The sequence below is a fragment of the Demequina zhanjiangensis genome (assembly GCF_030418315.1).
Lineage (GTDB): Bacteria > Actinomycetota > Actinomycetes > Actinomycetales > Demequinaceae > Demequina > Demequina zhanjiangensis.
The window spans coordinates 431,828-452,867 of record NZ_JAUHPV010000001.1 but is presented as its reverse complement, the minus strand read 5'-3'; the positions used below and the strand labels follow the sequence as shown (position 1 = coordinate 452,867).

The following is a 21,040-nucleotide window of genomic DNA, read 5'->3' as shown; positions in this document are numbered from 1 at the left end:
CTCGCCATCAGGCGCGGCCTCTGCGCCTCGCCAACGGAAGGGAGGCGCGGGATGCCTCAGGGTCATGACCCCGCACTGCTGGCAGACATCGCGCAGGGACGTCATCACGATCCCCACGCGCTCCTCGGACCGCACGTGTCCGAGTCAGGTGTCACCATCCGCACGCTGAGGCCCTTCGCGTCCTCAGTCGAGATCGAGACGCTCGACGGCAGGTGGGAGGCCTCCCACGAGTCCGACGGCGTGTGGGTCGCGACGATCCCCGGCACCGAGGCCCCGGACTATCGCCTGCATGTCGCCTACGACGGCGATCCCGTCCGTCAGGACGACCCGTACCGCTTCCTGCCGACCATCGGCGAGCTCGACCTCCACCTCATCCGCGAGGGCCGCCACGAGCGGCTGTGGTCGGTGCTCGGCGCGAACATCCGACGCTTCCCGTCCGTCCTCGGCGACGTCGCCGGCACGTCGTTCACCGTGTGGGCCCCGAACGCCCGCGCCGTCCGCGTGGTGGGCGACTTCAACCATTGGCAGGGCCGCGGCCACGCGATGCGCTCGCTCGGCTCCACCGGCGTGTGGGAGCTGTTCGTGCCCGACCTGGGCGCCGGCACCGTGTACAAGTTCGAGATCCTCGGCAAGGACGGCCAGTGGCGGCAGAAGGCCGATCCCATGGCCCGCCGCACCGAGGTGCCGCCGCAGACCGCCTCGGTCGTCACCGAGGCCGAGTTCACGTGGACCGACTCCACGTGGATGGCCGCGCGTGCGGCCGCAGAGCCCCACCGCTCGGCCATGAGCGTCTACGAGGTCCACCTGGGCTCGTGGAAGCAGGGCCTCACCTATCGCGACATGGCCGACGAGCTGGTCGCGTACGTGACCGACCTCGGCTTCACCCACATCGAGATGATGCCCGTCATGGAGCACCCGTTCGGCGGCTCGTGGGGCTACCAGGTCACCGGCTACTACGCCCCCAGCTCGCGCTTCGGCACGCCCGACGACCTCCGCTATCTCATCGATCGGATGCACGCGGCAGGCATCGGCGTCATCCTCGACTGGGTCCCCGGGCACTTCCCCAAGGACGAGTGGGCCCTCGGACGCTTCGACGGCACCCCGCTGTACGAGCACCCCGACCCGCTGCGCGGCGAGCAGCCCGACTGGGGCACCTTCATCTTCGACTTCGGCCGCGCCGAGGTCCGCAACTTCCTCGTCGCCAACGCCGTCTACTGGCTCACCGAGTTCCACGCCGACGGCCTGCGGGTCGACGCCGTCGCCTCGATGCTCTACCTCGACTACTCCCGTCAGCCCGGCCAATGGCGGCCCAACATCCACGGCGGACGCGAGAACCTCGACGCGATCGCCTTCCTGCAGGAGGCCAACGCGACCTGCTACCGCACCGCCCCCGGCGTCGTCATGATCGCGGAGGAGTCCACCGCGTGGCCCGGCGTCACCGCGCCCACGAACGCGGGCGGGCTCGGGTTCGGCCTCAAGTGGAACATGGGATGGATGAACGACACGCTCCGCTACGTGTCCGAGCAGCCCGTCCACCGCTCATACCACCACCACACGCTCACGTTCTCGCTCATGTACGCGTTCTCGGAGCACTTCACGCTGCCTCTCAGCCACGACGAGGTCGTGCACGGCAAGGGCTCCATCCACGGACGCATGCCCGGCGACTCCTGGCAGAAGGCCGCCGGCGTGCGCGCGCTCCTGGCCTACCAGTGGACGCATCCCGGCAAGCAGCTCATCTTCATGGGAACCGAGTTCGCCCAGGCAGCCGAGTGGTCCGAGGGCCGCTCGCTCGACTGGTGGCATCTTGACGACCCGCTCCACCGCGGCGTCCAGAGCATGCTGCGCGACCTCAACGCGCTCTACCGCTCCACCCCTGCCCTCTGGCAGCGGGACAGCGAGTCCGCGGGCTTCCAGTGGATCGACGCAGACGACTCCGAGCACAACGTCATCGCGTTCCTGCGCTTCGACGATGCAGGCTCCCCCGTGGCGGTCGTCATCAACTTCGCGGGAGTGCCGCACGAGGGCTTCAGGCTCGGCCTTCCCCGCGCCGGCGCATGGGATGAGGTCTTCAACACCGACTCCGAGGCGTACGCCGGCTCGGGCGTGGGCAACCTGGGCAGGGTCCACGCTGACGGGCCCGCGCACCGCGGCTGGCAGCAGTCTGTCGACCTCAGGGTGCCGCCGCTCGGCGCGCTGATCCTGCGGCCCGGCCAGTAGGGCGGCGGCCCGAACCGGTCGGTCAGCCTCGTACCGGCCGGCCTGCTCCCAACCGGTCGGTCAGTTGAGGAGCGCGGCGAGCGACCGTCGCGCCTGCGCGACGCGGGGATCCTGCGGGCCCACCACGTCGAAGAGCTCGACCAGCCTGGCACGCACCGCGTCCCGCTCCTTGCCGTAGACGCGGCTGCCCACGTCGAGCAGGCGCGCGAACGCGTCCTCGATCTGGCCACCGAGCACGTCGATGTCGGCCACCGCGATCTGCGCGGCGACGTCATCCGGAGCGGACGCGGCCACTGCCCTCACCTGCTGAGGGTCGGATCCCTGGGTGCGCTGGATCAGCAGGACCTGCGCCCTGCCCGCGCGGGCGTCGGCGTCCTTCGGGTTCTCCTGGAGAGCCTTCTCGTATGCGGCGACCGCGGTCGCCATGTCACCGCGCTCGATCGCGTCGTAGGCCTCCTGGTGCAGCGGCGGGAGCGGCTCCTCGGGAGTGGGCGCCTGCCCCTCCGCCGCGGGCGCGGGTGCGGCCTGTCCCCCGAGTCCAGCCTGCGCCGCGACCTCCATGACCTGCCCGAGCACCTCACGGAGCTGCTCCTCCGAGGCGGACCCCTGGAAGAGCGGCGCCGGACGCGCGCCGATGAGAGCCATCGCCGCAGGCACCGCCTGGATCTGGAAGGCCTGGGCGATGCCGCGCTCGGCGTCGACATCGCAGCGGGCGGGCATGAAGCCGCCCATCTCACTCGCGAGGCGTTCCACATCCGCGGCGAGCGTCTCGCTCGCGGGCGCGGCTGCCGAGGTGAAGACGATGACGATCGGCACGGACATCGACTGCTCTGCGAGCGACTGCAGGTTCTCCTCAGTCACGACCGTCGCCATCGGCGCGCCCGAGGCGGCGCGCTCGGTGCGGGCCTTCTCGGCCTCACGGGCTCGTGCGAGCGCCGCGAGGTCCACGGCGCCACGCAGTGCGGAGTCGGGCAGGGGGGTGTCGGTCACGCGGTTTCCTCCAAGGATGGTCAGCTCGCGCTGAGCAGGATGAGAGTGTGGTCGGCTGCCACGACGCCCGGGAGCGTGTCAGCGCCGGGGCCGGGCACGTAGAGCACCAGGAAGTCGGCATAGGTGTAGGTCGCCTGATCGTCGATCTCGCCCCTCACAAGCGGCTCGACCGACTCCGGCGGGATGATCTGCGCGTCCTCGACCGTGATGGCCGAGCGCACCTCGAGCGGCGCGAGCACGAGGGCCCCGCCGTCGGCGGTGCCGATCGCGAACGTGTCGCTCATCTTGGGCACGATCGTGTCCACGGCCTTGCCGTCGGACTGCTCGGCCGAGTCGGAGAACGACTTCCGCGCCGCGAACACGCCCTCGCGGTAGGTGTCCGGCGCGAACTGGTCGTCGAGGTCCGAGCCGGAGCCGCCGCGGAGCAGCTCGAGGTAGCTCTCGTAGGAGGCCTGCGGAGTCGGGTCGATCGTGTCGGTGTCGAGAGGGAGCGTGGACGTGCCCGTCGAGCCGCCAGGCATCGATGGCAGGGTCGCGCCGGGCACCATGTGCGCCCACCCGACCAGGGTGTAGTCGTCCTCGATGTCCTCCTGGACCCACACGAGCACGACCGGCGTCAGATCGTCGTCAGGCTCCACGGTCACGGCGGCCATCACCCGGGGCCAGGAGCCCTCAGCGGGCAGGTAGACCGCCTGCATCTCGTCGGGGATGTCGGTGAGCGGCACGGAGCTGTCCGCGCTCTTGAGCTTGTACTGCGCGTTGCGGGCCCGCTTCACCTGGCCGTCCACGCGCTCGCCCAGCATCGACCCGTCGAGCGCCGCGTCAGCGGCGGCGAGCTCGTCGAACGTCGCCTCGATCACGGCCTGCGCCTGAGCATCCTGCAGGGCCGCGCCTGCCTCCACGGAGGCGGCGGTCGACGGTGCGGGCACCTCGGGCGTGCAGCCCGCCACGATGACCACGGCGGCTGCGGCTGCGGCAGCGATCAGTGCGCGCCTCATCGGTCATCCTCCTCGTCGGCCTGCGCAGGCGGCAGGAAGTCGTCGTGCGACGGCGTGCCGGCCGACGGCGGCGTGCCGGGCGTCGCCTCCTCGGGTGAGGATCCGGATGGCGTCGGTGCGGACTCGGCCGACGGCGAGGACGGAGTCGACGCCGAACGGGGGTCGCTCGGGGAGGCGGCGGAGCCGCCGACTGCGAACGGGGTTCCCGCGGAGGTCACGGCACCGGGAGCCGAGCCTCCGACCGCGAAGGGCGTCCCCGCCGGCGACGTGGGGCCCGCCTCGGCCGCGGAGGTCGAGGACGGCGGCTCGAATCCACCCTCGTCCGTCACGCCGCGCGAGCCGTCCGCTGCCTCATCCGATGCGGAGGACGAATCCGATGACAGCGCGCCCGCCTGCTCGTCCGGCTCCGCCGCGAGCTCCGCCTCAGGCACTGCGGCGCCTTCGAGCCGGCGCGCGCGTCGCGACCCAGGCTTGGGCCCGGCATCGCCGGTACCGATCCGCTGGCGGTGAGCCATCCACTCCTCGGCCCTCGCCTGCACAGGGCGGACGTCGATGAGCAGGAGCACGAGCGCGATGACGCCGATCGCGGTGAGGATCCCTCCCCACACGATCAACGGTGCGACCCAGGCGTCATTCACGTCACGCGAGAGGGTCAGGTCCACGCCGGTGAGCGGCGATCCGTCCTCAGAGGTGAGCATGAGCTCAAGACCAGGCTCGACATTCGCACCACCGACGGAGAGCCGATCCGTGCCGGTCCAGCTCTGACGCCAGAGATCCGCCGACCCGGCGAGGAGCGACTCGAACTGCGGTCCCGCGTCGGCCGACACCGAAGGCGACGGCGACGGGCTCGACTCCTCCTCGGGAGACGCCGAAGGAGAGGCCGACGGGTCCGGCTCAGGCTCCTGGACCGTCGTCGTGAGCGACTCCCACGTGGGCATCCCCGTCACATAGGTCACCTCACGCGAGGAGGCCCACGCCTCGAGGTCGCCAGGCAGCGCCGAGAAGGCGAGCAGAGTGCCCGCGCCGTCGACCGCATAGCGGCCGTCCGTGCCCGCGAACGCGAGCATGTCCGCCGGCACGATCACCGCGGCGGTGCCGACTGGCGCGCCGACCGTCACCGTCGTCTCCGGCCGCTGCTGCTGAGCGACCAGGCCGACGATGAGAGCGATGACGCCGAAAAGGCCGGCGATCAGCGCCGTTGTACGCAGTCTCACGTGGATTTCCTCCTACATTCCACAGAACACTGTAGGAGACAACGACTGACGGTGGCACATCGGCGCTGACCGCTTTGTCAGTATTGAGTACGCCCGACTACCCTGGGGGTGCTGCCCCGCGCCCCCGCGGAGCGCCATGACGACGCCACCGTGCACAAGGAGACCCCCAAGCATGGCCGAGGACAACCTCCCCTTCCCGATCACCATGCGCGGTTTCGACCGCGAGGCGGTCGCCGCTCACATCGCGCGACTCGAGGACGAGGCGTCCTCCGCGCGGAAGGAGGCCGAGTCGGCCCGGTCGGAGGCCGCGAAGGCGGCCAAGGCCGCAGAGGAGGCCAACAAGTCGCTCCGTGAGGCCGATCAGCCCACCTACAAGGGTCTTGGTGCGCGCGTCGAGCAGCTGCTGCGCTCGGCCGAGGAGCAGTCGTCGGACGTGGTCGCGCGTGCGAACACCCACGCCCAGGACACGGTGGCGCGCGCGAACGTGGCCGCCCAGCAGATCCGTGCCCGCGCGGACAACGAGGTGGCGGAGATCCTCGCGCAGAGCCGCCGCGAGGCCGAGGAGGTCCGCACCGGCGCCGAGAACGACGCCATCTCCGCGCGTGAGGCCGCAGAGCGCCACGCGGGCGAGATCACCGAGCGTGCCAAGCGTGAGGCGGAGCGCATCGTCTCCACCGCGGACAGCGACGCAGCGGAGCGCAAGGCGGGGGTCGACCGCGAGCTCCACACGCTCCGTGCGACGGTCGAGCGCGAGGTCACCGAGCTCCGCGTGACGAGCGAGCGCCAGGCCACCGAGCTGGTCGAGAGCGCCGAGGCGAAGGCGGAGAGCACCGTCTCCGAGGCGACCGCCGAGGCCGAGCGCATGCGCAGCGAGGCCGACGAGATCCTGTCCGCCGCCCGAGCCGAGCGGTCGCGTCACGAGACCGAGGTCGCCCAGCTGCGCGCGAGCGCCGACGCGGAGATCGCTGACATCCGCAACTCCGCCGACAACGAGGCCGCCGCGCTGCGCGCCGAGGGTCAAGCGCTGGTCCGTGCGGCGAACGAGGAGGCTGCGGGCATCCGCTCGCAGGCCGAGGCCGACGTCGCCGCGATGCACGAGGCGGGCAGCCGGGAGATCGCCGCGATTCGCGCAGAGGCGGAGGCCTACGGCAAGGAGACGCGTGCCGAGGCCGACACCTACGCCAAGGAGACGCGCGCCGCGCTCGCCTCCGAGACCGACGCCGTGCGCGCCGCCGCGGACGCATACGCCAAGACCACCCGCACCGAGGCGGACCAGCACGCCGCCCAGGTCTCGAGCGACGCCGACGCGTACGCCAAGTCCACCCGCACCGAGGCGGACCAGCACGCCGAGCGTGTGGTCGCCGACGCGGACACCTACGCCGACTCGACCCGCGCCAAGGCCGACGCCTACAGCCGCGACACCCGCACCGAGGCCGACTCCTACTCCTCCACCATGCGCGCGCAGGCCGACGCCTACATGCGGGACAAGCGGACCGAGGCGGACACCCTGCTCGAGTCCGCGAAGTCCCAGGCGGACGCCTACAGCCGCGAGACCCGCGCCGACGCGGACGGCTATGCCGAGAACGTGCGCTCGCAGGCCGAGGCGTACAGCCGCGACACCCGTGGCGAGGCCGACAGCTACGCCGAGGCCACCAAGGCCCAGGCCGACGCCTACAACCGCGACACCCACGCCGAGGCGGACCGCTACGCCGAGGCCACCAAGGCCCAGGCGGACACCTACAGCCGCGACACCCGGAGCGAGGCCGAGTCCCTCGCAGAGGCGGCACGCGCCGAGGCGAACGCCTACAGCCGCGACACCCGCGCCGAGACCGACGCATACGTCCGCGACACGCGTGTCGCACTCGCCGCCGAGGTCGATGGGGCCCGTGCCGACGCCGACGCCTACGTGAAGGCGGCACGCGCGGAGGCCGACGCGCAGGCCGAGGCCACCGCGAACGAGGCGGACGCGTACAGCCGGGACACCCGCGCCGGCGCAGACAAGTACTCGCAGGCGCAGCGCACCGCTGCCGACCAGTACGCCGACGAGCTGCGTGCTGCGGTCGCCGCCGAGGCGCAGCAGTCGCGCGACGACGCGGAGACCTACGACCGCGAGACCCGCAGCGACGCCGACAAGTACGCCGCCGCGACCCGCGCAAGCGCCCAGTCGGCGCTCGACGAGGCGGAGCAGCAGGCAGAGCAGGCCCTCACCGCCGGCCAGTCGCAGGCCCGCGACATCGTCAACGCTGCGACGCACGAGGCGAACACCCTGCGTGCCCGCGCCGACGAGGAGGCCGAGCAGTCGCTCTCGAGCGCTCGCGCCGAGGCGCGTCTGCTCGTCGAGCAGGCGAAGGCGGAGGCGCAGCAGCTGCGGACCGTGGCGCACGCCGACGCAGAGTCGGCACGTGAGGAGGCGCGCAGGACCCGCGAGGACCTGCAGCTCGAGATCGTGCAGCGTCGCGAGTCCGCGGAGCAGGCGCTCAACCGCCTGCACGAGGAGGCGACGGCCGAGAACGCCGCGATGGTCGAGGACGCCCGCGTCCGCGCCAACGAGGCCGAGGAGCGGCTGTCGGTCGCGATCGAGCGCGCCGACGTCGTCCGCCGTGAGGCCGAGGCGCACGCGCAGACGCTGCTCACCAACGCGCGCAACAACGCCGACGAGATCGTCAGCGACGCCAGGGAGCACGCGGAGACGATCATCTCCGAGGCAGTGACGGATGCCGAGCGCGAGCGCACCATGGCCTCCAAGGAGGTCGAGGAGCTCAACCGCCAGCGCGAGTCCATCACGAGCTACCTCGACGACCTGAGGTCGCTGCTGGGCTCCGACCCCGTCTCGAACCTCGCCGCCGCGCAGAAGCTCAGCGCCGCGGCCGCGGCGGAGGCCGAGGGCTCGAAGTCCCCCGCGGAGGCCTGACATGCCCACGGAGGGCGAACCGCACGACGCCATGCTGCGGGCGCGGGCCTTCGCACAGGCCCGCGCCGCGGAGGCGTCTCAGGCACGCGCGCTCCTGGCCGACTTCGTCCAGAGCGCGCGCGAGGTGGGACTCTCCCCTGAGCAGCTGGTCGCGCGGGGCTACGACGGCCGCGGCGGCTACCGCACGGATGTCGACGGGTGGTACCTCAAGAAGGATCGGTCCGTCGCCGTCGGCACCGACGGGGAGTTCTACGTGATGTCCGTCCAGGGCGGCCTCGTGGCACGGCTGCGCGGCGCGCACCTCGAACCCTCGGACCCGCCTCTCGAGCTGGGTCGCGGAGGCCGGGACGGGGAGTCGATCCCGCTGTCCGTCGCCCTGTCGCGGCTGCTCGCCGACGCGCCCCGCTGAACCGAGCACCGGGCCACACGTGGGCCCCGCTCGGACCGGGAGCCGCTCCTCGCCCGATGTGAGGGGCGCCAGCAGCCTGTGAGGGGCGCCAGGCCTGTGAGGGGCGCCAGCAGCCTGTGAGCGGCGCCAGCAGCCTGTGAGCGGCGCTTAGCGCGCTGTGAGGGGCGCCAGCAGCCTCGCGACCTCCTGCGGAGCCTCGTAGGCCGCGAGATGGCCGACGCCGTGCACCAGCACCGGCTCGAGGAACAGCGACTCCGCCATCACGGTGAGATCCTCGCGGGACACGAGCCCGTCGTGCTCTCCCCCGATCACGACCGCAGGACCGTCGATCTCCTTGAGCACCTCGGTGCGATCAGGGCGTGCCGCCATGGCCCGCTGCCCCCACGCGATGCCATCGCCCGAGTGCTGCGCGATGTTCGAGGCGATGGCGCTCACGAGAGCCTCCCTCTCCGGCCCCTGCGTGCCGATCAGATCCTCCGCCATCGCACGAGGGTCCGCAGCGCCCGAAGCGCCGTCCATCTGCTCTGCCGTGGCGAGCCGCTTGGCGTGCGCCTGCTCCGTGTCGGCGGTGCTGCGCGTCGCGATGAGGCCGAGCCCCGCGACCGCGTCGGGGTGGCGCTCCGCCACCGCCATGGCGACATAGCCGCCCATGGAGCAACCGATCCAGACTGCGGACTCGTGACCGGTGGTCTCCCTCATCGCGGCCACCGCGGCGTCGGCGATCAGCTCGAGCGACGGCTCCTCGTCCGGCAGCGGCATCTCCCCGATGCCAGGCATGTCGAACGAGATGACATCGCCAGGAAGCGCGTCGAGATCGGACAGCGCGTCGATCAGCGGGTCCCACTGCGAACGGTCGACGGGGAAGGCGTTCAGCAGCACCACAGGGGTGCCATCAGGGATGACGCTCACGGTCTCCTCCAGGCTGGGCGGGACAGTGGTGCGGCGGCCCGTCGGCCGCCGCTCTCCTATTGCAACACGGACGCGGGCACCTCGGTGGGAAGCGGCGCGCGAGCGGGCGCAACCCGTGCCACGATCTCGTCGAGCACGATCCGCACGTACTTCTCGCCGACCCACAGGTGCTTCGCCTCGGCCACGGGCACCAGCTCGAGCTGGGTGAGGGGCGCGAACCGCTCGCGCGCCTCGTCCGGCTTGAGGAAGTCATCGTGCTCAGGCACCAGCGCCGTCACGGGCCTGCCCGTCGCGGCCCAGCGCTCCAAGTCGGCGGGCTGGGCACGATGCAGGGGCGGAGAGAGCAGGATCGCTCCGACCACGTCCTGATCGGCGCCATGCATCAGAGTCACCTCGGTGCCGAAGCTCCAGCCGACCAGCCAGACGTTCGGCAGGCCGCGCTCGTGGACGTATGCCACGGCGGCCCTCAGGTCGTGCGCCTCCCCTGCGCCGCCGTCGAACTCGCCCTCCGAGCGCCCCCGCGGGGACGAGGTGCCCCGCGTGTTGAAACGCAGCACGGCGACATCTGCGAGGTGCGGCAGCCTCCACGCCGCCTTCCGGAACACGTGAGAGTCCATGAAGCCGCCGTGCGTGGGCAGGGGGTGCATCGTGACCAGCGTCGCGGCCACCTGACCGGAGGCGGGCAGCGCGAGCTCACCCACGAGGGTCAGGCCGTCGGCGGTGTGCAGCTCGATCTCCTCGCGGATCGCGGGCAGCACCGAGGTCGAACGGATCTCGGTCATGTCGGCGGCGTCAGCCACGGGTCCTCCCGAAGGTGTTCCAGCAGTGCGTGTGCCAGTGGCGGCGAGCGGAGGCGGCGGCGTCGGACCCGAAGAGGCCGTCCGCAGCCCAGGCGACGAGATGCGGCGTCGCACCGTCGATCTCCTGGCCGCACGCGGGGCACGTGTAGGTGCGATCGTTGGGTCGCGGCACGGCGACCAGGTACTCCTCGCCGCGCGGGCCGCGCTCACGCCTCGCGCCGACGGAGCCCGCGAGGCGCTCGACGTCCAGCTCCTGATGGGGCTGACCGTACGGGCGCTTCGAGGATCGGCGCTTCGAGGGCATGCCGACAGTCTACGAAAGCCTCGAGCGTGTCCTGTGCGGCCAGGGTGCTCCGCCACGTACCGTCACGGCCTCCCCTGTCGGCGTCGTGCGTCCGCCAGGAGACTCGCGTCCGCTCCCGACGCGCTCCTGTCTCCCCGAGGAGGCTCAGGCCCGCTCGGGCGTCGCTCAATAGGTGCGCGCGGGCGTCTCGATCTCGACCTCCGCGGGCGCGATCTCGCGCGTCCGCAGGGTCTCGCGGTACCAGTACGCCGAGTCCTTCCACGTGCGCACGAGGGTGTCGTAGTCCACGTGGACCATGCCGAAGCGCTTGGCGTAGCCCTGCGCCCACTCGAAGTTGTCCATGAGCGACCACGCCATGTACCCGCGCACGTCCGCGCCCTCGTCGACCGCCTTGAGCACGGCGCCCAGGTGCGAGCGGAAGTAGGCGATGCGCGCGTCGTCGTGCACGCGGCCGTCCTCGGCGATCACGTCGTCCCACGCGGAGCCGTTCTCGGTGACATAGATCGGCTTGCCGGTCTCCCGGTGGATCTTCAGCAGGTGGGCGTGCAGCGCGTCGGGATCGATGTTCCAGCCCATGGCGGTGAGGTCGCCCAGCGGCGGCATGAACTCGATCTCCTCGTCGCCTGGCCACGGCGAGTTGGCGCCGGCCTTGTGGCCGTCCGCGAGCGTCGCCACGTCCGACGTCGCCGCACCCTTGTGCGGGTTGTGGCGGACGATGTGGGAGGCGTAGTAGTTGACGCCGAACCAGTCGATCGCGCCGTGCATCTCCTCGAGGTCGCCGTCATGCACGAACGACCAGTCGGTGAGGTGCGCGGTGTTCGGCTTCAGCACCTCGGGGTAGGTGCCGTGGGTGAACGGCTCGTGGAACATGGTGTTCGCGAGCGCGTCGATGTGCGCCGCAGCCCAGCGGTCCTTGGGGTTGGACGGGTCCCACGGGCGGGGCGTGTGGCAGTTGTTGACGAGCCCGATCTGCAGCTCCGACCTGACCGCCTTCATGGCGCGATACGCGCGGCCGTGCGCGAGGTTCAGGTGGTGCGCGGCGATCAGCGCCTCCACGTCGTCAGAGTGACCGGGAGCGTGCGCGCCCGCCCCGTAGCCGACGAAGGAGCTGACCCACGGCTCGTTGAACGTGGTCCAGAAGTCGACGTCGGCGCCGAGCTCCTGCACCATGCGCTCCGCGTAGACCACGAACGCGTCGACGGTGTCGCGGCTGAGCCAGCCGCCCTCGTCCTCGAGCGGCTGGGGAAGGTCCCAGTGGTACAGGGTGACGAGCGGGGTGATGCCCTTGGCCTTGAGCCGGTCGACGATGCCGCGGTAGAACGCGATGCCCTCGTCGTTGAAGGCGCCGGTGCCGAGCGGCTGCACGCGCGGCCACGCGATGGAGAAGCGGTACGCCTGCAGCCCGAGGTCCTCCATCATGTCGATGTCGGACTCCCAGCGGTGGAAGTGGTCGCACGCGACGTCGCCGGTGTCTCCCCCGACGACCTTGCCGGGGGTGTGGGTGAAGGTGTCCCAGATGGAGACGCCGCGGCCGCCTTCGGTCGCGCCGCCCTCGATCTGGTAGGACGCCGTGGCAGCGCCGAGCAGGAAGTCGTCAGGGAAGCGTGAAGTCATGCGCACCAGTCTACCGAAACGTTTCGACGATGCGCGCGCAGAGGCGCGACTCTGACAGGGAAACCGGTCCAGGCGCACGGGAGCCGACGCCGCAAGCGACCGCAGATCAGCCGCTCACCGACTCCGATCGCGCGGCAAGCCTCGCGACATGCACGGTGAGGTACAGCCGCTCGTCCTCCCCCACCGCGAACTCGAACTCCTCCTCCAGGACTCCCGCAACCTCGCTCGCGACCGCGTACTCGGTCGAGTTCGCCGTCCTCAGCGCCTCGGCCACCCGCACGTCCAGCGCCGGAGCAGCCTTGCCCTCGAGGGACCGTGCGATCAGATAGCGCACGTGGGTCACGAACCGCGAGGCATCAATCCCCTCAGGCTCGACGGCGCCGGCCCACCGCTCCGAGACGAGCGTGAGACAGCGCGCGAGGACGTCCGTCATGTGAGCCGCGAGAGCCATCGAACCCTCGACGATCTGACCGTTCACCAGGTGCAGCGCGAGCGGTCCCGCCTCCGAGTCAGGGAGACGCACGCCGACCGCCGTCTCGACGAGCGCGATCGCGCGATGGGCGAGCGCCGTCTCCTGCGGGTAGAGCGTCCCCACCTCCCACCTGAGCGGGTACTCCGAGGCATCGCCGCTCTCCGCTCGCTCCACGGCGAAGTTCAGGTGGTCCGCAAGCGGGAGCACGGCGTGCTCGCTCACGTGTGCGCGAAGCCCTCCTCGCGCCTCCTCGAGGATCTCGTCGGCGACCGCGAGGATCTCCGGCCGGATCTCCAGAAGCAGCTGCACCACCCGCTCCACGGGCGTCGCGCCCGACGGCACGTACACCTTGTCGACGAGCGCGTCGTCCACGAGCTCGCCTGCAGAACGGGAGAAGCCGACGCCCGGGCCGCGGATCACGACCTCGCTGCCGTCCTCCCTCTCCGCCAGGAGCACGCTGTTGTTGAAGATCTTGAGGATCCTCATCGGGGCACCGCCCCGCCGGACGCGCCCTCGAGGCGGAGGACTGCAGCTCCACGCGCGACACTGCCGTCGGCGCACGGTGCGACGGTTCCGCCCGGATCCGCGTTGGTGACCACGAGGATCGTCACCGTGTCGAAGCCCTCGCCTGCGATCGCCTCGAAGTCTGCGCGCGCCAGCAGCTGTCCGGCGGTCACCCGGTCGCCGACAGCGACGGCGGGCTCGAAGTGACGGCCTTCGAGCTCGACAGTGTCGATCCCCACGTGCACCAGGATCTCGACGCCGTCGTCGGTCGCGATGCCATAGGCGTGCGGCAGCACCGTCCTCAAGGTGCCAGGCACGGGCGCGACGATCGTGCCGTCGGCGGGCTGCACCGCGATGCCGGGGCCGAGCGCACCTCCGGCGAAGATGGGGTCGCTGGTCTCCGCCAGCGGCACTATCGCGCCCGCGACGGGTGAGAGAGCTGTGATGATGGTCGACACTTTCGTCTAGTCTCCTTCAGGTCTTGCTTACAGGTTCATGGCGTAGGAATGCGCCTCGAACACGGCGTCCTGGATGATTCGGGGTCGGACGCAGTCGCCGACCGTCACGACCTCCGGCACGATTCCGTAGAAGCGCTGCGCCTCCACGTCCCGGGGGGTCATGCCGACGGCGACGATCACCGTGTCCGCTCGGAGCTCCCGACGCGCCCCGTCGGCGTCGCGGGCCAGGACACGGTCCTCCTCGATCCGCTCGCACGCGGTCCCCCACGCGAACTCGAGACGCCCAGCGACCGCCTCGAGCTTCTGCCTCAAACCCTCCCGGTAGAGGGTGTTCCCGCGCCTCGCATAGGTGTCTCCGGTGTCCAGCAACGTCACGTGGCGGTCGGAGAAGGTCGCGAGCTCCAGGCCGATCTCGGTGCCGATCTGACCCGCCCCGAGGATGACGACCGCCTCCCCGATCTCGTGCTCCCGCTCCACCGCCTCATTTCCCGTGAGCACATGAGGAAGGTCCACGCCTGGGACCGGAAGGGCGATCTCGCGCGCGCCGACCGCGATGATCAGTGCGTCAGGCCTGAGCTCGGCCACCGAGTCGCGCGTCGCCTCGACGCCCAGACGCACGTCGACGCTGCTCGACTCGACCTGCCGCACGAGGTGCGCGAGGTAGGCGGCGATGTCCTCCTTGAACCGCTCCTGAGCGATCCAGCGGAGCTGGCCCCCGAGCTCGCCCTCACGTTCGAGCAGGATGACCTCGTGACCTCGCCGAGATGCCGTCAGCGCTCCCGTGATGCCCGCCGGTCCGCCGCCCACCACGACCAGCCGCTTCGGAGAGACCGCCGGAGTCAGAGTGCGGGGGATGAACTCCTCGTTCCAGAAGCGGGGGTTGACCGAACAGCCGACATGCCTGCGCTCGGTGGAGATGTGATAGCACTGCAGGCACCGCAGGCACGGCGTGATGTCCGAGGCGCGCCCCTCCTGCGCCTTGCGGGGCCACTCCGGATCCGCGATCAGGGGCCTACCGAGAGCGATCAGGTCCACCGCCCCCTCCTGGAGAAGCCGCTCCCCCTCGTCCGGGGACATGACCGCTCCCACGACGCCGACGGGGATCTGGACCACCTCGCGCACCTGCGCCGCCCAGTGCGCGTTCGGGTGATGCGGTTCGAAGTTCGTGGTCGCCATGTGGACGTTGCCCTCGATACCGATGTCGACTCCCGCAGAGATCTGCACCGCGTCGATGTACGGCTCCGCCCACTGGATGAACTGCCTCACGTCGTCGAACTCGATCGAGCCCTCCATGAACTCGACCGCGCTGATCCTCATGTCGACCGGGAAGTCGGCCCCGACAGCCTCGCGCACCGTCTCGAGGATGCGCAGCGGGAAGCGTGCACGGTTCTCGAGCGAGCCACCGTACTCATCGGTCCGGTGGTTGGTGCGGGGCGACAGGAACTGCGCGGGCAGCCACCCATGACCGAAGTGCATGAACACCATGTCGAAGCCGACGTCACGCGCGTTGCGGACCGTCCTCGCGAAATGCTCGAGCACCTCCTCCATGTCGGCCTCGGTCATCGCGCGCACCTCGACGCCGTCGGCACGCACCTTCGCGTCCGGTCCGCGCGCGAAGTCCTTCACGCGCGCATGCTCGCCGCCGTGGAAGATCTCGATCGACGCCCGCGCGCCGCCCTGGTGCACCTTGAGGATGCGCCTGCGGGTCGCCTCGACCTCGTACTTCGCGAACGCGTCGGGCTCGTCGCCTGACGAGTAGCTCGACCGACCCGGCTCGACGATCGCGTGGCCGGCGATCACGATACCCGCGCCCCCGAGCGCCTTGTCCTCGAAGTGATCGCTCGTCGGCGTCGCGACGATGCGATTCTTCGTCATCATCCCGTTGATCAGCAGAGGGCTGAACAGCATGGGGTAGTCCATCAGTGGTTCTCCTTGCGCGGTGCGCGCCGGCGTCGTGCCGACGCGCACCGCGTCGATAGGGCGAGAGGTGGGCGCCTCAGGCGCTGACCGTCTCCTTCTCAGTGGGATCGGCTGCAGGACGACGACGGCCCCGCTCGATCAGCGCCGTGACCGCGAATCCGACCGCGATCGCCACGGCGACTGCGACGAAGTAGCTCGCGGCCGTCGGCGACGAGGCGAACGCAGGCAGACCGAACAGGCCTGTGAAGGCGAACGACGTGATGTAGGTGCCCGTGAACCCGCACACGAGTCCGCCTGCGAGGCCACCCAGCGTCAGCGCCGCGAAGTAGCGCTTGTTCTTCAGGACGACGCCATAGAGGCCGGGCTCAGTGATGCCCGACAGCGCGTTCACGAAGGCGGCGGAACCCGCGACCTGGCGCATCTGCTTGTCCCGGCTGAGCATCATCACCGCGAGCACCACGCCCAGCAGCGCGTAGTTGCCCATGCCACCCGCAGCCAGCGAGTACTCGTACCCCTGCTCGGCGAGGATGCCAAGCTGGATCGGGATCACGACCCAGTGCGCGCCGATCATGATGACGTAGATGAACAACGCGCCGAACACGGCGCTGAGCAGGATCGGGTAGCCCACGAGCCACTCATAGCCTTCGGCGATCAGGTTCGCGATGCCGAAGCCGAGCGGTCCGAACACGAGGAGCATGAGCGGCACCATCACGAGCACCGACACGAGCGGCACCAGCAACAGATGCGTGATCTTCGGCATCACGCTCTTGAGCCACCGCTCCAGGTAGCCGAACGCCCACATGCCCAGGATGATCGGGATGACCGTGCCGCCGAACGACTGCGCGACGAACGGGATCCCGAAGAAGTCGAGGTTGGCCCCCGACTGCGCCACGCCCACGAGGCCTGGCTCCACGAGCGAGGCTCCGATCAGCGCGCCGATGTACGGGTTCGCGCCGAACTGCTTGGCACCGGTGAACGCGAGGAGGATCGGGAAGAAGTACAGCATCGCCGACCACGGCGCCTGCAGGATCATGTACGTGTTGGACTCCGCGGACATCCATTCGAAGTTCACCGCGAGGTCGATCGCGCCCTTCAGGATTCCGACGGTGGCGAGCAGCGGGATGTACGGCGTGAAGATCGCGGAGATCGTGCCGAGGATCCGGTCGAAGATCGATCCCTTGGCCGCCGACGCTGGATTCGTTCCTGTCGCGCCGTCCTCGCCCGGAGCCGCGGAAGCGGCGCCGCCACCGCCCTCGAGGTCGTAGAGGGCCTCGACGGCGGCATGCGCCTGCGGCACATCGGTGCCGACGACAATCTGGATCTGGCTACCGGACTGGCGGATGCCGATCGCCTCGTCGAGCGCCTCGATGCGCGCCTTGTCGACGATCGAGGTGTCGTGGAGCTGGAATCGCAGGCGAGTCGCGCAGTGGGTCACGCCGCGGATGTTGTCAGGGCCGCCGACTGCGGCGACCGCTTCGTGCGCGAACTTCTCGTACATCATCGCGCCTCGCTTCCTGCACGGAGCGAGAGGTCGCGCGTTGTCGCGCGACGAGGGGTGAATCGGATGTGGAACACGATGTTCTCCATTGAACGGACCGACGCTGGTCCGGAGCGCAGACACCGGACCGGCATACGGCAACTGAGCCATGTACCAGGTCCGGGTATCGCCTCAAGGAGTCACAATCCCAAAACCATGCAGTGACGGGCACTGCGCCGCCAGTATGGCGCGCTTCGCCGAATCCGCGCAACTCGACACTCACGGTCCTTCCGGCTCCCCGCTACGACCCGTTGACGGTGACGTCCCTCGCTGGCGCCGACGGGACCGCGCCAGCGCCACGCGTGACGCGCGGAGCGCCATGTGTGACGCGAGGCGCCTACCCCCGCTGTCACGCGTCGCGAGCGGCCGGAGTGGGGCTAGAAGAGCCGCGTCGAGAGGTCCTCTGCACCGCGCATGCCCTCGTAGTCGAGCAGGAGGCAGCGGATGCCCCTGTCCTCGGCGAGCACGCGCGCCTGCGGCTTGATCTCCTGCGCGGCGAAGACTCCCGTGACGGGCGCGAGCAGCGGGTCGCGGTTCATGAGCTCCAGGTACCGCGTGAGCTGCTCCACGCCGTCGATCTCACCGCGACGCTTGATCTCGACCGCGACCGCGGCGCCGGTCGCGTCCCGAGCGAGGATATCGACCGGGCCGATGGCTGTCATGTACTCGCGGCGCACGAGGGTGTGGCCGTCGCCGAGCAGGTGCACCTGCTCGGCGAGCAGCTCCTGGAGGTGCGCCTCGACGCCGTCCTTGACCAGTCCAGGGTCGACGCCAAGCTCGTGCTCCGTGTCGGACAGGATCTCGTGCAGATCGATCTCGAGCCGGTCATCCGACTTCTGGTGCTGCACCACCCACACGTGCGTGACGCCGCGCTCGACGGCCTCGGGCTCGGGAGCGAGCTCCCTCATGGTGCAGGGAGGGCTCATCCAGTTCAGGGGCTTGTACGAGCCACCGTCGGAGTGCAGCAGCACCGAGCCGTCGGCCTTGACCATGATGGCGCGGGTCGCGAGGGGAAGGTGGGCGCTGAGCCGCCCGGTGTACCGGGCGGCGCAACGGGCGATGACTACCCGCATCGAGCGCTACTCGGCTGCGGCGACGCCCGACCCAGGATCGGTGACGATCGTCACCGTGTCCTCGTCGAACGACAGGAAGCCGCCGGTGATGGGCAGCTCCGTCCGCGCACCGTCATCCGCGACCACTGCCACGGTGCCGGCGCGCAGCACCGACAGCACCGGCTCGTGCTGCGCGAGCAGACCGATCGAACCCTCGACCGTGGGAGCGGACACCGACCGCGCCGTCCCGGACCAGAGAGTCTGGTCCGGGGCGACGATGAAGACGGAGATGGTGGCGGCCATGGGCTAGCCGATCTCCTTCTGAATGCGGTTCCACGCCTTGTCGAGGTCCTCGAGACCACCGATGTTGAAGAACGCCTGCTCGGCGATGTGGTCGTATTCGCCGTTCACGAGGCCCTTGAACGCCTCGATGGTCTCGCTCAGCGGGACGGTCGAGCCGGGAACGCTGGTGAACTGCGTCGCCATGTAGGTGTTCTGCGACAGGAACTGCTGGATCTTGCGCGCACGGGCGACGATGATCTTGTCCTCCTCGGACAGCTCGTCGACACCGAGGATGGCGATGATGTCCTGCAGCTCCTTGTTGCGCTGGAGGATCGACTTCACCTGGTTCGCCACCTCGTAGTGGTCCTTGCCCACGTAGCGCGGGTCGAGGATGCGCGACGTCGAGGTCAGCGGGTCCACCGCGGGGTACAGACCCTTCGACGCGATCTCACGCGAGAGCTCGGTCGTCGCGTCGAGGTGCGCGAAGGTGGTGGCCGGAGCCGGGTCGGTGTAGTCGTCCGCAGGCACGTAGATCGCCTGCAGCGAGGTGATCGAGTGACCGCGGGTCGAGGTGATGCGCTCCTGCAGCTGACCCATCTCGTCGGCCAGGTTGGGCTGGTAGCCCACGGCCGACGGCATGCGGCCCAGCAGGGTCGACACCTCGGAGCCCGCCTGCGTGAAGCGGAAGATGTTGTCGATGAACAGCAGCACGTCCTGCTTCTGCACGTCGCGGAAGTACTCCGCCATCGTGAGGGCGGACAGGGCGACGCGGAGACGCGTGCCCGGCGGCTCGTCCATCTGGCCGAACACCAGGGCGGTCTGCTTGATGACGCCCGAGTCGGTCATCTCCTCGATGAGGTCGTTGCCCTCACGGGTACGCTCGCCGACGCCCGCGAACACCGACACACCGTTGTGGTTGTTGGCGACGCGGTAGATCATCTCCTGGATGAGGACCGTCTTGCCGACGCCCGCACCACCGAACAGACCGATCTTTCCACCCTGCACGTAGGGGGTCAGGAGGTCGATGACCTTGATGCCGGTCTCGAACATCGAGGTCTTCGACTCGAGCTGGTCGAAGGCCGGGGGCTTGCGGTGGATCGGCCACGTCTCCGTGATCTCGATCTTCTCGCCCTCCTCGGCGTTGAGGACCTCACCGGTCACGTTGAACACGTGGCCCTTGGTGACGTCGCCGACGGGCACCGAGATCGGCTTGCCGGTGTCCGTGACGGTCGCGCCACGCACCAGGCCGTCGGTCGGCTTCAGGGCGACCGCACGCACCATGTTGTCGCCGAGGTGCTGCGCGACCTCGAGCGTCATGTGGAGCACGCCCTCGTCCTCGCCCTGGCTGGACAGGTCGATCTCAGTGGTGAGCGCGTGGTAGATGTCCGGGATCGCGTCCGCGGGGAACTCGATGTCGACCACGGGGCCGATCACGCGGGCGACGCGACCGGTGACCGGGCCGCGTGCGGCGGGTGTGGCCTCGTCGACCTCGTCGCCGACGGTCTTGGCGGTCTTCGCAGTGGGAGTCATTGCTCTCTCGCTTCCGATCACGAGCCTGCCGCGAGCGCATCCGCGCCCGAGACGATCTCGCTGATTTCCTGGGTGATCTCTGCCTGACGCGCCGAGTTGGCGAGTCGGGTGTACTGACGGATGATGTCCTCCGCGTTCGTGACCGCGGTGTTCATCGCGCGCTGGCGGTTCGCGAGCTCCGAGGCCGCGGCCTGCAGGAGGCACGTGAAGATGCGGGCACGGATGTAACGCGGCAGCAGCGAGTCGAGCACCTCCTCGGCGCTCGGCTCGAAGTCGTACAGCGGGGTGACCTCGGCGCTGGGCTCCGAGACGCCCTCGACGATCTCGATCGGGAGCATGCGGATGACCCACGGCTCCTGGTTGACCATCGAGTTGAACCGCGTGTAGACGACGTGGATCTCGGAGACCCCGCCATCCTCGGGAGCCGCGCTGAACGCGTCGTAGAGGGTGTCGGCGATCTCGATCGCACGCTCGAACTTCGGGGAGTCCGAGCCGTCGTCCCACTCGGCCGCGAGCTCGCGGTTGCGGAAGCGGTAGTACGAGACCGCGCGACGACCGGAGGCGTACTGGACGACCTCCTTGCCATTGGCCTCGAGGCGCTCCCGCAGGCGCTCGGCCTCGCGGATGACGTTCGCCGAGTACGCGCCGGCCATCCCTCGGTCCGCGGTGATGACGAGCACCGCGACGCGGTTCGTGTCGTCACGATCGGACGTCAGGGGGTGGTCCGTGTGGGAGTGGTAGGCCACCGAGCTGATCGCACGCTGGATGGCGCGGGTGTACGGCGCGGACTCACCCAGTCGCTGACGAGCCTTCCCGATACGCGAGGCAGCGATCAGCTCCATCGCGCGGAAGATCTTCTTCAGCGATTGCGTGGACCGGATCCGCCCCCGGTACTCGCGCTGCTTGCCGCTCATCGTCC

General features: G+C 70.1%; 18 protein-coding genes. 3 read left to right on the top strand and 15 right to left on the bottom strand.

All coding sequences use genetic code 11. The features are described 5' to 3' along the window. Positions 1-51 precede the first annotated feature (51 nt). Entirely contained in the window at positions 52-2,217 is a 2,166-nt protein-coding gene (gene glgB, locus QQX04_RS02120) for a 1,4-alpha-glucan branching protein GlgB (protein ID WP_301125773.1), read from the top strand. 60 nt (positions 2,218-2,277) lie between these two features. Here the strand turns inward: glgB and QQX04_RS02115 are convergent, their stop codons facing one another. The 3 genes from QQX04_RS02115 to QQX04_RS02105 are packed head-to-tail and all read right to left on the bottom strand — an operon-like array spanning position 2,278 to position 5,419. Beyond that, entirely contained in the window at positions 2,278-3,207 is a 930-nt protein-coding gene (locus QQX04_RS02115; protein WP_301125771.1) for a co-chaperone YbbN, read from the bottom strand. Between the two features lie 20 nt (positions 3,208-3,227). Continuing rightward, a complete protein-coding gene (locus tag QQX04_RS02110; protein WP_301125769.1) occupies positions 3,228-4,205 on the bottom strand; it encodes a DUF8094 domain-containing protein in 978 nt (325 codons plus the stop codon). Further along, complete coding sequence (locus tag QQX04_RS02105; protein WP_301125766.1) at positions 4,202-5,419, bottom strand: hypothetical protein; 1,218 nt, start codon at positions 5,417-5,419, stop codon at positions 4,202-4,204. The genes QQX04_RS02110 and QQX04_RS02105 overlap by 4 nt, the downstream gene beginning before the upstream one ends. Positions 5,420-5,591: 172 nt before the next feature. Between QQX04_RS02105 and QQX04_RS02100 the strand changes: the two genes are divergently transcribed. Next, positions 5,592-8,330 (top strand): SPFH domain-containing protein, encoded by a 2,739-nt coding sequence (locus QQX04_RS02100; RefSeq protein WP_301125764.1) that lies wholly within the window; start codon positions 5,592-5,594, stop codon positions 8,328-8,330. Between the two features lies 1 nt (position 8,331). Continuing rightward, on the top strand, positions 8,332-8,739 hold the full coding sequence (locus QQX04_RS02095) for a hypothetical protein (protein ID WP_301125759.1): 408 nt from the start codon (positions 8,332-8,334) through the stop codon (positions 8,737-8,739). 147 nt (positions 8,740-8,886) lie between these two features. Here QQX04_RS02095 and QQX04_RS02090 read toward each other — a convergent pair whose 3' ends face one another. From QQX04_RS02090 to QQX04_RS02035, 12 genes are all read right to left on the bottom strand, one after another. Continuing rightward, complete coding sequence (locus QQX04_RS02090; protein WP_301125755.1) at positions 8,887-9,648, bottom strand: alpha/beta fold hydrolase; 762 nt, start codon at positions 9,646-9,648, stop codon at positions 8,887-8,889. Between the two features lie 56 nt (positions 9,649-9,704). Continuing rightward, complete coding sequence (locus tag QQX04_RS02085; RefSeq protein ID WP_301126019.1) at positions 9,705-10,430, bottom strand: alpha/beta hydrolase; 726 nt, start codon at positions 10,428-10,430, stop codon at positions 9,705-9,707. 10 nt (positions 10,431-10,440) lie between these two features. After that, positions 10,441-10,752: an Rv1322 family protein gene (locus QQX04_RS02080; protein ID WP_301125749.1), complete on the bottom strand. Its 312-nt coding sequence runs from the start codon at positions 10,750-10,752 to the stop codon at positions 10,441-10,443. A 165-nt stretch (positions 10,753-10,917) separates the two neighbouring features. Beyond that, on the bottom strand, positions 10,918-12,366 hold the full coding sequence (locus tag QQX04_RS02075; RefSeq protein WP_301125743.1) for a glycoside hydrolase family 1 protein: 1,449 nt from the start codon (positions 12,364-12,366) through the stop codon (positions 10,918-10,920). 106 nt (positions 12,367-12,472) lie between these two features. After that, entirely contained in the window at positions 12,473-13,324 is an 852-nt protein-coding gene (locus QQX04_RS02070; RefSeq protein ID WP_301125740.1) for a PRD domain-containing protein, read from the bottom strand. Then, positions 13,321-13,800 carry a PTS sugar transporter subunit IIA gene (locus QQX04_RS02065; protein WP_301125737.1) on the bottom strand — a complete coding sequence of 160 codons (480 nt, stop codon included), beginning with the start codon at positions 13,798-13,800 and terminating at the stop codon, positions 13,321-13,323. The genes QQX04_RS02070 and QQX04_RS02065 overlap by 4 nt, the downstream gene beginning before the upstream one ends. 27 nt (positions 13,801-13,827) lie before the next feature. Next, positions 13,828-15,720, bottom strand: coding sequence for an oxidoreductase (locus QQX04_RS02060; RefSeq protein ID WP_301125732.1), 1,893 nt, complete (start codon positions 15,718-15,720; stop codon positions 13,828-13,830). A 76-nt stretch (positions 15,721-15,796) separates the two neighbouring features. Then, positions 15,797-17,221, bottom strand: coding sequence for a PTS transporter subunit EIIC (locus tag QQX04_RS02055; RefSeq protein ID WP_301125726.1), 1,425 nt, complete (start codon positions 17,219-17,221; stop codon positions 15,797-15,799). Positions 17,222-17,634: 413 nt separating this feature from the next. Next, positions 17,635-18,330 (bottom strand): endonuclease NucS, encoded by a 696-nt coding sequence (gene nucS / locus QQX04_RS02050; RefSeq protein ID WP_301125722.1) that lies wholly within the window; start codon positions 18,328-18,330, stop codon positions 17,635-17,637. Between the two features lie 6 nt (positions 18,331-18,336). Beyond that, positions 18,337-18,612: a F0F1 ATP synthase subunit epsilon gene (locus QQX04_RS02045; protein WP_301125718.1), complete on the bottom strand. Its 276-nt coding sequence runs from the start codon at positions 18,610-18,612 to the stop codon at positions 18,337-18,339. 3 nt (positions 18,613-18,615) lie between these two features. Then, a complete protein-coding gene (atpD, locus tag QQX04_RS02040; protein WP_301125716.1) occupies positions 18,616-20,121 on the bottom strand; it encodes a F0F1 ATP synthase subunit beta in 1,506 nt (501 codons plus the stop codon). A gap of 17 nt (positions 20,122-20,138) precedes the next feature. Beyond that, complete coding sequence (locus QQX04_RS02035; protein WP_301125714.1) at positions 20,139-21,035, bottom strand: F0F1 ATP synthase subunit gamma; 897 nt, start codon at positions 21,033-21,035, stop codon at positions 20,139-20,141. Positions 21,036-21,040: the final 5 nt, after the last annotated feature.